10 protein-coding genes are annotated in these 13,918 nt (G+C 41.0%); 7 read left to right on the top strand and 3 right to left on the bottom strand.

Going from position 1 to position 13,918, the window contains the following annotated elements; translation table 11 throughout:
- Positions 1–4 precede the first annotated feature (4 nt).
- The 7 genes from A9970_RS11700 to A9970_RS11670 all read left to right on the top strand — a co-directional run bounded on the left by A9970_RS11700 (position 5) and on the right by A9970_RS11670 (position 12,460).
- Complete coding sequence (locus A9970_RS11700) at positions 5–2,788, top strand: sugar-binding domain-containing protein (protein WP_182982383.1); 2,784 nt, start codon at positions 5–7, stop codon at positions 2,786–2,788.
- 143 nt (positions 2,789–2,931) lie between these two features.
- Positions 2,932–3,510 carry an RNA polymerase sigma factor gene (locus tag A9970_RS11695; RefSeq protein WP_120335201.1) on the top strand — a complete coding sequence of 193 codons (579 nt, stop codon included), beginning with the start codon at positions 2,932–2,934 and terminating at the stop codon, positions 3,508–3,510.
- Between the two features lie 211 nt (positions 3,511–3,721).
- Positions 3,722–4,894, top strand: coding sequence for a FecR family protein (locus tag A9970_RS11690; RefSeq protein WP_182982382.1), 1,173 nt, complete (start codon positions 3,722–3,724; stop codon positions 4,892–4,894).
- A 180-nt stretch (positions 4,895–5,074) separates the two neighbouring features.
- Positions 5,075–8,377: a TonB-dependent receptor gene (locus tag A9970_RS11685; RefSeq protein ID WP_220801584.1), complete on the top strand. Its 3,303-nt coding sequence runs from the start codon at positions 5,075–5,077 to the stop codon at positions 8,375–8,377.
- Between the two features lie 11 nt (positions 8,378–8,388).
- Entirely contained in the window at positions 8,389–10,227 is a 1,839-nt protein-coding gene (locus A9970_RS11680) for a RagB/SusD family nutrient uptake outer membrane protein (RefSeq protein ID WP_182982381.1), read from the top strand.
- Between the two features lie 22 nt (positions 10,228–10,249).
- Positions 10,250–11,596, top strand: a complete 1,347-nt coding sequence (locus tag A9970_RS11675; protein ID WP_182982380.1) for a BT_3987 domain-containing protein — start codon at positions 10,250–10,252, stop codon at positions 11,594–11,596.
- Positions 11,597–11,836: 240 nt separating this feature from the next.
- Complete coding sequence (locus tag A9970_RS11670; RefSeq protein ID WP_182982379.1) at positions 11,837–12,460, top strand: hypothetical protein; 624 nt, start codon at positions 11,837–11,839, stop codon at positions 12,458–12,460.
- Positions 12,461–12,564: 104 nt separating this feature from the next.
- Here A9970_RS11670 and A9970_RS11665 read toward each other — a convergent pair whose 3' ends face one another.
- From A9970_RS11665 to A9970_RS11660, 3 genes are read right to left on the bottom strand one after another with little or no spacing between them, the layout of a single operon-like run.
- A complete protein-coding gene (locus A9970_RS11665; RefSeq protein ID WP_259655377.1) occupies positions 12,565–13,260 on the bottom strand; it encodes a transposase in 696 nt (231 codons plus the stop codon).
- A gap of 32 nt (positions 13,261–13,292) precedes the next feature.
- A complete protein-coding gene (locus tag A9970_RS28680) occupies positions 13,293–13,538 on the bottom strand; it encodes a hypothetical protein (protein WP_259655376.1) in 246 nt (81 codons plus the stop codon).
- Complete coding sequence (locus A9970_RS11660) at positions 13,531–13,881, bottom strand: transposase (protein WP_182982378.1); 351 nt, start codon at positions 13,879–13,881, stop codon at positions 13,531–13,533. The genes A9970_RS28680 and A9970_RS11660 overlap by 8 nt, the downstream gene beginning before the upstream one ends.
- Positions 13,882–13,918: the final 37 nt, after the last annotated feature.

Genomic DNA, 13,918 nt, shown 5'->3' with positions numbered 1-13,918 from the left:
CAGTATGTATCGCTATATCATTGTATTCGTCATTTTATTTCAAAGTTATACCGTCTGGGCAGATGGACTAAATCGTCTTGATCTTGCAGGAGAGTGGAAAGTTCGGCTTGATCCCGAAGATATCGGTATCGAGCATGGTTGGGCTGGTAAATCGTTCGAAACATCGATTAAATTACCAGGAACAACAGATGATGCGGGTTTAGGAACCGTAAATACGTTGACACCTGCTCTTGCCAAACCTCAGCTTTCGCATCTAACGCGAACACATCGTTATGTGGGGGCCGCATGGTATACACGGGAACTTTCAATCCCGGCAGGTTGGGCAGGTAAGGAGATGATCTTAACCCTCGAGCGTGTTCTTTGGGAGTCTATGGTTTGGATCGACGGGATAGCAGTAGTACAAAAGCAACGTAGCCTTGTCAGTCCGCATGAGTTTGACTTAAGTTCACTACTGAAAACAGGAAAGAAGCATCGGTTGACAATCCGCGTAGATAACAGGAAGAAGCTCCCAATCAGCGTTGATGATATGGCGCATGCTTATACCGATCACACCCAAATTATTTGGAATGGCATTCTTGGAAAGATTGCTATTCAGGCCTACGATGCGGTGCGTCTGAAGTCTGTGTATGCGAGCCCTAATCTAGCGAAAAAGGAAATCAATCTGCAGATCAATCTCCGTAATAAACTTGCAAAGGCCGTTGTCGGTAAACTGAAAATAAAGGTAAAAGACAAAATGGGTTCCCTACCACCCGTTGAAAGAACCATTCAGCTGTCGCCAGGGGATTCAGCGATCAATCTAAACTACCTTCTTGGTGACAGACTGAAACTTTGGAGCGAATTTTCACCGCATTTGTACGACATCAGTCTGGAATTGAAAACCATAGATGCCGTATCAACATTGAGTACCTCAATAGGTATGCGTGAGCTTTCTACGGATGGGACCATGCTAAAAGTCAATGGTGAGCCTTTATTTTTGAGGGGAACATTGGAGTGCAGTATCTTCCCGTTAACGGGACATCCGCCGATGGATAAGGCCGGTTGGAGAAAAGTCTTTGTGACAGCACGCGAATGGGGGCTAAATCATCTGAGGTTTCATTCATGGTGTCCTCCTGAGGCCGCCTTTGCTATTGCCGACGAATTGGGATTCTATCTTCAAATTGAGTTGCCAATCTGGGAGAATAATCTTGGTAAAGACGAGGGAGTGATGAATTTTCTCTATGAAGAGGCCAATCGAATAATGCAGACTTATGGAAATCATCCGTCCTTTTGTTTTTGGAGTATGGGTAATGAGTTGAGTGGTGATTTCAATGCGCTGAATGATCTGGTAAAATACGTAAAGGAAAAAGACAAACGGCATCTTTATACGGCAACTTCTTTTACATTCCAGCAAGGGCATGGTGTGAAGGAAGAACCCTATGATGATTATCTGATTACCCAGTGGACAGCCAAGGGCTGGGTGCGGGGACAAGGTGTATTTAATAGCGAAGCACCTACATTCAATAAAAACTACAGCAATTCTTTGGAAGGAATTTCGATTCCGGTCGTGACGCACGAAATTGGACAATATGCTGTCTATCCCAATCTCGCCGAAATCAAAAAATATAAAGGTGTTTTAAAACCATTAAACTTCATTTCTGTAGCAGAAGATCTAAAACAAAAAGGATTATTACATAAGGCCAAAGCATATACGATGTCCTCGGGGAAATTGGCAGCTATTCTGTACAAAGAGGAGATGGAAAGAGCGTTGAAGACACCGGGTATCAGCGGTTATCAGCTCCTTGATCTTCACGATTTCCCTGGTCAGGGAACGGCGTTGGTGGGCTTATTAGATGCTTTTTGGGACAGCAAACATATTCTCTCAGCGGCCGAATTTCGACAATTTAGCGCTCCAGTAGTGCCTTTGCTCCAGTTTGCGAAAGCGGTATATACCAACGATGAAACGTTCAAAGCTTCTATAGATGTGAGTAATTATGGACAGGAGATTTTGAAGAATCAGGGGATTAGTTGGTTCCTGAAAGATGCGGGAAAAATAGTCGCACAAGGACATTTTCAGTCAACCATTGGAAAGGGACATCAAGGCAATGTGGGGCATTTAGAAATACCATTACAAACAATTGGACAGGCGAAGAAATTGACGATTCAACTTAAACTTGCGGGTACTTCATACGAAAATCATTGGAATATTTGGGTGTATCCTCAAAAGGTAGCCGTTGATTTTGGGGAAGTTAGCTATACGCGCGAATTGGAGGAAGCATTGCACTTGCTGAAAGAAGGGAAAAAGGTACTTTTAAATCCCGATTGGAAGAAAATAAACGGTATTGAAGGGAAGTTCGTTCCTGTTTTTTGGAGTCCGGTACATTTTCCAAAACAGGCAGGTACAATGGGCTTGCTTTGTGACCCTAAACACCCTGTATTTGCCGATTTCCCGACAGATAATCATACAGATTGGCAATGGTGGGATCTCCAAATTAAATCGACTACGATGATTACGGATCAGGTCAAAGGCGGAAATGCAGTTGTAGAGCTCATTGATAACTTTGCCAATAATAGAAGATTAGCATCTCTTTTTGAAGGAACGGTAGGGTCAGGCAAGCTGATGATCGCTACGTTTGATCTGGAGGCGGATCTAGCCAATAGGCCGGTTGCAAGACAGCTGTTGAGCTCTATTTTAACGTATATGAACAGTACAAAGTTTAGACCTAAAGTGATCGAAAATCCAGCAATTCTATCGCAGGTATTGCGCTACAAAGAAGCGCAAGAAAAATCCGAACCCAAAGCGATCTATTAGTTAGAAGATCGCTTTGGAAAAATTTAATATGCTTGATTTTTTAAAATAAATATGTTGAAATAATTGTTAACTTGGCCTTGTAATCTAATTGTTACCTATGAAAAGCACAAAGACCAATAAACTGAAGATTGGGCGCTTTAGTTATGAGAAAAGAAAACGATGAAGCCAATTTGATCCAGGCGCTCTCTATAGGAAAGCAGGCTGTTTTACCAAAACTTTACGAACGATATGCAGACCGCATTTTCGATGTATCTTTCCACCTGTTGAAAGATACAGGCTGGAGCGAGGATGTCGTGCAGGAAGTTTTCGTGAAACTGTGGACCAATAGAGAAAGTATAAAACAGGATGTGGATCTTTGGCCGTTTCTCTATGTATTGACTAAAAGAGAGTGTTTCAATAAACTAAGAAGTATTAAACGTTCTCATTCGGCCTTTGAACTTCTATATTACCATATTGAACATCATTCGGATAGCGCCGACGGTTTAATAGAACGAAAGGAACTTGCTGGTGAAATAGAAAATTATCTTGCCCTACTTCCTGAACAACAAAAACTTGTTTTTACATTAAGCCGAATCGAAGGAATACCTCACAATCAAATTGCAGAGGAACTAAATCTTTCTAAGAACACTGTAAAAAACCATCTTGCCAGAGCATCGAAACATTTAAAACAAGTCCGTTCTGGACGAAATCCGCTATTATCCCTATTTTTTTATTTTTTCTGAAAAAGGATCTCATTTATTGATGTATCTATATTAAGCGCCAGTTTACATTTTTTATGGCAAGGCTTAAGATCTATTTAGAAATTATTATGGCCATAGGTGATTTCGGCTTGATCTAAAATTTTTTAAAAAAATATTTTTCAGTGTAGTCCTTTTCTGTTTTTGCGGTGTACTGTTTAAAATCAATACTTAGAAAGTACGAACCAATTTGACCATGCAAGAAGAAAGACTACGCTATTTGCTAACCCATTATTTTAGAAATACAATCTCTCGTTCGGAATTGAAAGAGATGCTCGATCAATTAGATCAGCTGGAAGAAGCTGAATTTTCAGATCTTTTTGAACGTATGGGCGAAAGAATTCCTGAACGCTCGGAGCTGTTTAACAGGGATCAGGTTTTAAATCAGATCTCAAGTCGAATAGGGGAACATCATGAAGAGATAGGAGATGAAAGAAAATCAAAGCTGCGCTACATCAAATGGGGGGCGATTGCAGCTGCAATTGTTGTCTTTTGTTTTTCAATTCTGTTTCTGGTCCAGCAAAACGCGCAGGAAACAACGTCTAAACAAGCCATCTCGCCAAGGGAAATCGCCTTGCCGGAAAACGGTGCACCTATACTTAAACTTTCAAATGGTGATCAATATTCAATTTCAGAAGAACATCCTGAAACCTTGGATAAAAACGATCTGAGCATCGTTAAAGCAACAGATGGCACAGTAGTGTATCAAATTAGAAATAATGGCAAAGGCAAGTCCGAGATGAGAACTTTCCTTAGTCCAAAAGGTAGTTCATTGACCGTGAAGCTGATTGATGGCACACAAGTTCAACTAAACTCGGGCGCTAGTTTGACCTATCCCACGCATTTTGATGATCACACCCGAACGGTATCCTTGGATGGTGAAGCCTATTTTGATGTCACTCACGACAGTAGCAAACCTTTTATTGTTCAGACAAAACAAACCCAGATTAAAGTGTTGGGCACGCAATTCAATATCGCCTCTGATCTCAGTAAAACTAAAATCCTGACTACTTTAATCAAAGGTAAAGTTGCTGTAGCTGCGGGGCATAATCAACAGATTTTAAGCCCAGGAATGCAGGCACAAACTAATCTGCATACGAAACAAATTGTGGTACAGGAAGCCGACTTAAAAGAGGTTCTCGCATGGCGGGATGGCTTCTTTCGTTTTACCGAAGATAATATTGAGACTGTCTTGCAAAAAGTGGGTGAATGGTATGATATCAAGGAAGTCAAGGTGAATTCATCGTCCAGCGATAAATTTACGGGGATGATAAAGAGGACCAAAAAGCTCTCGGATTTATTGCGGCAGCTGGAAAAAATATCCAATTATAAATTTAAAATTCAGGATGGGAGGGTCCTTGTTATGTAATAAGGAGACCTTGAGCTAAAAGTAATCGGAAGTGCTCGCAACACTCCCGATCGTAGTTTAGCAATTAAATAAACCTAATTGAGTTATAAACCATTTAACACCAAACCTATACAAATGTATAAAAGGAATAGCAAAAGTTGCTTTTTTACACAAAAATTCTTTGTAAAAGCATTTATCAGGATGAAAGTATGCATACTAATCCTCATCATCTCCATGGTGCATGTTCATGCATCTAGCTTTGGTCAACAAGTGACATTGGATATAAAAAATGGACGTTTGGTGGACGTCCTGGATGAGATTCAAAAACAAACGGGGTACGAGTTTTTGTACAATAACAGTTTGATCAATAAACAGAAAAGAGTGACCATTAAAGCAAATCACAAAAACTTTAAAGAGGTCCTGCAAGAGTTTCTATCGGAAAGAAATCTGACCTACGAATTGAATCTGAACACGGTATTGATTATGGCCAAAGCGGCTTCTCTGCCAGTTTCTCCCAGCACCGCGGTGATCTTGCAGCGGCGTAAAATAAGAGGGGTTGTGTCGGATGTTAAGGGGATGCCATTGGAAAGTGTCACTGTTTCGGTTAAGGGGACAAATATTGGAACGAAGACCGATGCGCAGGGACAATTTGCCTTGGAAATTGAAGATCAGCATAAGGTGCTGCAGTTTTCGCTGGTAGGATTTCAGTCGTCTGAGCGTAATATTAGTACGTCAAATCAGCTGAATGTCACTTTGGAGCCTGCAGTAAGCGATTTGGAGGAAGCCGTTGTGGTTGCTTATGGAAAACAACGTAAAATCAGTGTGGTGGGCGCAATTAGTAGTGTTTCTCCACAGCAATTGAAAACCCCGGTCGCAAAACTTAGTAGCTCATTGGCGGGACAGATGGCGGGGGTTGTCACGGTGCAAGGTTCGGGAGAGCCGGGCTCCGCAACTTCGTTCTGGATACGGGGGGTTAGTAGTTTTGCTGGAAGTAATAGCCCATTGATTTTAGTCGATGGTATCGAACGTCCGATGGATTTAGTTGATCCTGAGGATGTAGAGTCTTTTTCAGTTTTGAAAGATGCAACAGCCACAGCCGTGTACGGTGTAAGGGGAGCGAATGGCATTGTGATCATTACAACAAAAAGAGGAAAGAAAAGTGCCAAACCAACAATTAATGCTCGTGTCGAACGGGGGATGTTGGAGCCTACACGACTGCCGAAATTGGCCAATGCTACGCAATGGTTAGATTATTATAATGATATCAACTTTGAAGCCTCTGGTAAAGTACCATTAACACAAGAAGAAATAAATAAGTACGTGAATAAAGTGGATCCGGATGTGTATCCTAATGTGGATTGGATGCAAGAAATATTTAAGAAAAGAACGTCGAATGAACGTTTGAATGTGAATGTGACCGGAGGTGGAGATTTTATCAAATATTATGTATCGGGTTCTTACATGAAAGAGAATGGCATCTTTCAGCCTCGTAAAACATCAAACTATGATCCTTCGGTGAACTTTGACAGGATCAATTTCCGATCTAATGTAGATATCAAGCTTTCTCCTTCAACTGAGGTAAACCTAAATCTCTCCAATCAATTCGAAACAAAGAACCGTCTGGGACTAGATTTGGGAACGATGTACGAGACTATCTTGCATACAACACCAGTGGCAATTCCAACGCAATTTTCTAATGGTGCCTATACAATGAGTCCCTATTATTTTCTGAATACAACAGGATACTCAAAGGATTTTTGGAATAATGCGCAATCGCTGGTTGGCGTAACGCAAGATTTCTCAGAGTTGATCACACCTGGATTAAGAGCAAATGTCAAATTCTCTTGGGATGCTAAAAATTCGACTTCTTTGGACAGACGTAAAAATCCTATCACTTATTATGTGGATAAGACGAATGCCCGGGATAGTGATGGAAATTTGATTTTGAAAGATAATGGCGCTGGAAGCGATTATTTCACATTAAAGGATTGGCATTCTGGCGAGCGGGCAATCAACTTTGAAAGCTCACTAATGTACGACAGATTGTTTGCGGAGAAGCATCGTTTCGGGGGGCTATTTTTATTCTCTATGCGTGAGCGCACGAATAATTTTCCGGAGAACAATTATATAGCTGCGTTACCTTATCGAAATACCGGAATTGCTTCCCGTCTCACTTATTCGTATCAGGATCGCTATTTTATCGAAGGCAACTTTGGTTATAACGGTTCAGAAAACTTTGCCCCTAAGAAGCGTTTTGGATTCTTTCCGTCCTTGGCCATGGGTTATGTGCTAAGTAATGAGCCATTCTTTGAGTCCTTATTACCCGTGATTAGCTTCTTGAAGATCCGCGGATCCATCGGTAAGATTGGTAGCGATAAAATTGATGGAAAACGTCGGTTTGCTTATAACTCGGAGATGGAAGACCGTGGAGGATATTCATTTGGTATAGGGGGGCAAAAACCATTGACTGGAATTGCCACAGGTTATCCCGGAAATCCATTGGTAGCCTGGGAGAGTGCATTGAAACGAAATATTGGTTTAGAATTGACGCTATTTAATAAATTGACCATTCAGACGGATTATTTCGCTGAGAAGCGCGATGGGATTTATATCCCACAGGAGAGTGTGCCTTCTGTTGTTGGGGTAAATGTGAAACCTTTAGTCAATATTGGTCAAATGGAGAATAGGGGTATAGAAGGATCATTGGAATTTAATCACCATCAGGGAGATTTCGGCCTTCAGATTCGTGGGAATATCACCTATAATCGTAATAAAAAGTTATTTGATGACAAACCAGTTCCCGTGTGGGCTTACCAATCGGATATCGGACAGCGTTGGGGACAGCAGCGGGGCTTGATAGCGCTGGGCTTATTCCAATCCGACGAGGAAATAGCACACAGTCCTGTGCAGAAATACGGAGATGGTCCGCACCCGGGAGATCTCAAGTATCGAGACATTAATGGAGATGGACAGATAACCGAGCAGGATAAGGTCGCAATAGGTGATACTGATATGCCACAGTTGACGTATGGATTTGGAACGAGTGTATCCTGGAGAGGATTTGATATTGCCGCATTTTTTCATGGTGTGGGTGAGATTACGCGAATTATTGCCGGAGGGCCCTTGTATGGGCAGACAGGCAATATCTGGAATGCAGGACAAATTTATTCCGATGTCGCAGATCATCGTTGGAGCGCTGATAACCCAAACCCGGACGCTATTTATCCGCGTATGTCTCTCAATATTGCCAATAATTCCCAGGCATCTACATGGTGGCAGCGCGATATGAGCTTTATCCGTTTAAAAAATCTGGAGTTTGGTTATACACTACCTAAACGTTGGATAGAAAAATGGAAAATGTCAACAATGCGTTTCTATGCCCAAGGAGTCAATGTTTTTACGTTCAGTAAATTCAAATTATGGGATCCAGAATTGGAAACGGTCTCGGGAAGTGGTTATCCGCAAATGCGCGTATTTAATATTGGTCTAAGTGTGATATTCTAAACGAAAAAACGATGAAAAAATATATTTACCTCTTGACTTGTCTTTTAGTACCGGTTTTCTTTGGGGCATGCAGTAAGTATTTGGATGTGGATTTGGCAAACCAGAAGACCCTTGATGAAACCTTTCAGAAGCGTACAACAACCGAACGGTATCTCGCGCAAGTATATGGTTACTTACCCATTGAACATGATCTATTTAATAGTGAGGGGGGGAATGTGCCGCTTAGCGATGAAGCGCTGTTCTCCTGGGTAGCATGGGTACCTTGGCTCAACTTCACAAATGGAGGTTGGGGAGTGACAACAGACGATTATGCAACATGGGTACATAATTATCAAGGCATTAACCAGGCGACCATTTTTATCAATAATGTTGATAAAAATGTAGAGCTCAATGAATCTACTAAAAGTATCATGAAGGCGGAAGCCAGGTTTTTACGCGCTTATTTTTATTACCTATTGTTAAAACGCTACGGACCTGTATTTGTTTGGGGTGATCGTGCTGCAGACGATAAGATCGATGCTAAGACAGTGGATCGCATGTCCTTGGAAGCCAACGTTAATTTTATACTCTCGGAATTTGATAAAGCAACTGCTGTATTACCTAAGGAGATTACCGATCAGGCCTGGTATGGTCGCTTGACCAAAGGTGCAGTAATGGCCGCTAAATCAGAGCTATTGTTGTACATGGCACGACCGTTATTTAATGGTGCGAAATTATATGTGGGTTTGAAGAATAGAAATGGTGAATTCCTGTTTCCTCAAACTGTTGATCCTACTAAATGGGAGCTAGCTGCCCAAGCGGCTAAAGATCTCATTGATCTAAATTTATATACCCTGTATCAGGATAATAAAGAGACGAACAGCTTTCGTCGTGCGATAAAATCATATATGGGTATTTATTTTGAAAAGTGGAATTCGGAAATTATTTGGGGCCGCTGGTCAGACGATGGCTTTAATTATAATGTTCGTACCGCGCCTCCTCGCGTCGTTACGATGGGCTGGGGTGGGTATGCTCCTTCATTGAAATTGGTCGATTCTTATCCAATGGCGAGCTCTGGACGTTATCCAATTACGGGCTACAGTAGCAATGGCCAACCTATTATTGATGAAAAATCCGGGTACCAAGAAACTGGATTTACAGATAACTATGTGCATCCATTGGACAATTTTGCGGCCTTTAAAGCACATAACAGTTGTGTGGGACGTGATGCACGATTTTATGCATCTATTCTAGCGAATGGAATGTATTGGATTAATAGGTTGCATGGCGACAAAAAGGTGACGTTTTTCGATGGAGGAACATCAACCTATACCAAAACGGGCGACTGTGTCAAATCGGGATATCTCTGGCGGAGGATGAGTGACCCAACAAACGACATAGAATCTGGAAACTGGGGACAGTTTGCCTGGCCTTTTTATCGCTTGGCAGAGATATACCTCAATTATGCTGAAGCATGTAATGAAAAGCCAAACCGAAATGAAACTGAGGCCCTGAAATATGTTAATCTCGTTCGCCAACGCAGCGGATTGAATAAATTGGAGGAGGCTTATCCTGAAGTCTTGGGAAATAAAGAATTGCTTCGAGGACTTCTTCGTAAAGAGCGCATGGTAGAAATGGCTTTTGAAGGACATCGCTATCCGGATTTAAGAACATGGATGATTGCAGAACAGGAAATGAATGAACCTTATTACACACGCAATGTTGCAGCGACAACCTATGAGGCTTCATGGGAACGCACAAAAGATGTCTTCCCTGGCAAACGGGTATTTCAAGCAAAACACTATTTCTTTCCGATACATCAGCAGCAACTGAGTGAGATGGTCAACATGACGCAAAACTATGGATGGTAGTACTTATTTACTAATACAGAAAATGATGAGAAATTGTATTTCCTATTGTATTTTCCTGCTGACATTGGTTTTGATGAATGGATGTCAAAAGGATGATCGAATGAATAATATGGTCGATGACACCATTTATTTCAGAGACTTTAAAGAGAATAAAATAACGGTATTTGACTGGGGAAAGTTTGATTATAATGTAACTGTTGTGAAGGCTGGAATTGGACAGCAGGAAGCAAAGGTCAACTTTAAGATTGACGAAGCCTATCTAGCTGCATATAATGCGCAAGAGGGTACAAACTATAAGTTGCTCCCCCCAGATTGCTATAAAATCGACAATACCGCTTTAGAATTTTCAAAAAAAGACTATTTACATGATATAGCAATTGTTTTTGATAGCGAACGTATAAAAGCGTTGCAGGGAAAGTATAAGGAGTTGTATGTGCTTCCTTGCCGTATTGAAGTCGAGGGCGGACTATTGCATGCGTTGAAACCTGAAATGGCAACTACATTGCTCATCCCCAATATTAAAGATCCTTTTTTGGAGTTCACATCGCCAGGACTGCAGCTGGATCAAATCAAATTAAGCCCCACTGGTGCTGAACAGGTTATAGGCGAAGCTACATTAGTGACAAATTATCCTAATCAATGGAATCTTGACTACGAAATTGAAGTAGATCCCATGATTTTGGATGATTACAATGGGACGGTATCAGATGATAAGAAGTTGAAATTACTGCCGAAAACGGCTTATCAGCTTTTGCCTGCACCTTATAAAATTGCTGAGAAGGAGAATAAAGCGAGTTTCTCATACACCATTCAAAAAAAGGGACTTATTGATGGATCAACCAATTTATTCGGAGAATATGCTTTGCCTTTACGGATTAAGTCTGTTTCAAAAAATAGTATTAACCCCGTTGCTTCGACAATATTAGTTCCTGTTTCGTTTCAGCCGCCGGATATTCCACGTAGTGGCTGGAAGGTCATCGCTGCTTCTTCCGAATGGATTGGCGGTGGTGAAAAGGAAAATATACTGGACGGAAACCCCGATACTTTCTGGCATAACATATGGATGGGTGGAGAACCACCGTTGCCACATTACGTGATTATAGATTTTGGCAAAGAATATAATGTGATGATGATTGAATTGACAAGGCGACTTTGGAATAATGATTTAAAAGTTGTTGAGTTTTCGGCTAGTAATGATAACAAAACATATGTTCCATTAGGAAAGATTGATTTTGGAACAAATAGTCCCAAATCAACGTTGGCCGTTAATGTTCCGACAACAAAAGCCCGTTATTTAAAATGTACAGTAACAGCAAGTAATCGTCCTCCTTCATCCGCTATAGCAGAAGTATATGTTAAAGGATTATAAAATGCATCCGAGATTAGACATAATACAACTTCAAGTATAGTCTAGCTTGCAATCTGGTAGAGCTGAAAGTCACTCCATTTTCCGGAGTGACTTTTTTACTTTTTTAATATTTGTTCTTATTTGATACTTTTGCGCTGAATTATGTGATGCTGAATGGCCTAAGCCGGAAGTTTCGACTTCCCTAGTATATTTATTTGTCAAGCAGCTATCCTTTATACCGAGCTATATTACTACATTATAATGAATAACTTTTTAGAACTCAATAAGCATAAATTCTTCTTAGCATTCAAGATATTATCGTTAAGTTTTACCGTACTCTTTGTTATCCTTCCCATGGCAATTTCTATTGCGAATGGAGATTATCCTACCTGGACTCTTTTCATCAGCGTTTTTCTGTTAGGGTCCGTTATATTCCCTCTTTTCTTAGTCGGAATGACTTACTTGACCTGGCTGAATAAAATATGGGTTAAGAAGAAAGCACTTAATATACAGCCATTCGATGAATTGGATCGGATAGGATTTGCTACAGCCTATATTAATGAAAAATCAAAATGGAATTTTACCGAAGAAATCAAAGAGATTGTAATTGATGGTTATCGAATACAGTTCAATGTAATCATGGGATTTCCGAGTAATATTGAATTTAGGGCTTTAGTTAAGTATCCAAAAGTAGAAAGAGAACGCTTTATGGCTTTCGTGGCAAGTTCCAAGCAGGATAGAATATATTTAGACATAGATTCATTAATTAAAGTTTACTCGCCTAAAAAGGTAGACAATTTGACGATCGAACAATTAAAAGCTGAACTGATACAATTTGCACAGGTAATGCGGTTTGAAAATTTTGAACCTTTAGATAGGAAGTAAAACAACTAAGCTGTATGCTTTTGACTACGCTGGTAATAAATTTCTATTGATTTTTTTGAGAGGCAATATGGGATCATACCGAAAGTTTGGGGGAGGAGAAGTTTTTAAGCATACAATTTCATTACTCTATATAGGAAGAATGTGGTGTCCCTTACGCCGCGAAAGACACTCCTGAACGCTTTGAGCTTTGCATTGAAAGATTCTGCTGAAGCATTGGTGCTTCTATTGTCGAAGTAGTGTAGAATGTATTGATGATGCGCTGCAATGGATCTTGCTACGCTCTCAAATGAAGCGATGCCCGCATTTTCAACCTGATTATGCCACAGTCCTAGTTTGGTAAATGCTATCTTTTTGTCCTGGCATTTATTGAATATGTCGCCCAGGGCAATTCCAAGGTCATAAGCCAGCTTTAGCTTGGGAAACCGTATGAACAGTAATTCAGCTCGGTTTTTCTGGTTTTCGGACCATCGGTTTGGATGCTTGAACAAGAGGTGTCTGGATCTAGCTAGTAGCTGTTTGAGCGTGTCTCCATTAGGCAACAACTCGGGTTCATATGGGATTCCTCCCTTTCGCGATTCCATTATCTTCTTGCTTTCCGCATCCAATACTTCCCAGCGGTACTTGATACGGAGTTCCTGCACTGCATCGTAAGCTAACTTTTGGACATGGAACCGATCGACCACACGTCTGGCATTCCTGAAACATCTACGGATTGCCTTGGCCATGTTCGGCGCCATATCCATGGTCACCCCCTTCACCTTATTCCTTGAACGTAAAGGTATTAACTCAAGAACAGTCATGATATTCTCAGCCTTGGTGCCCTTGATAGTTGCTAGGATCGTCCTTTTGCCGATTTACTGCTAACAATGGTATATAATTCACCGTTGCTAAAACTGGTCTCATCGATGCTCAAGCGTCCGGAGATGTTCCCGGGGAAAAGAGTCCATCCTTCTGCATGTGGCTTTTGGCCCCAATTATGGAAGTCACTGAGATGGTTCTTGTATTGATCCTGAAGTTGCTTGCCGTCCATCTCGAAGAATAATCCTACCAATTGGGCACTTACAGGATAGTTATCCAAATATCTTCTTTAAAAAAAGCCCGAATTCAGTCGTCATTCGAGTACCCTCACGCACCAGGTTCCAATCTCTTATGATAACCTGTCCCGTATCTAACACTGTCCAGCGGCGGTGGATATGTAGTGTAACTTTGTGACCTCTAATGGGAAAGTCTGAAATCTCTGTGGAAGGCATAAAGCCCTTTGACTCCAACTTGCTGTTCTCATAGCCCCTTGGAGCAATATTAAGCTCGTCTAGATAAATGTGGAGTTGATTGTCAACCTGATCGACTTCTAAAATCTGGAAATACTCTAAAAGCCCTTCGGGCATCAACAGGGATAATAATTTACGTTCGGCCTCTTGCAATGTTATCTGAATTAAAGAGGCTAAACTAGGAAATTTT

It is taken from the genome of Sphingobacterium sp. UME9 (assembly GCF_014170215.1).
GTDB classification, from domain to species: Bacteria; Bacteroidota; Bacteroidia; order Sphingobacteriales; family Sphingobacteriaceae; genus Sphingobacterium; species Sphingobacterium paramultivorum.
Note: the sequence above shows the minus strand (reverse complement) of the source record. Positions and strands in the feature narration are given on the sequence as shown.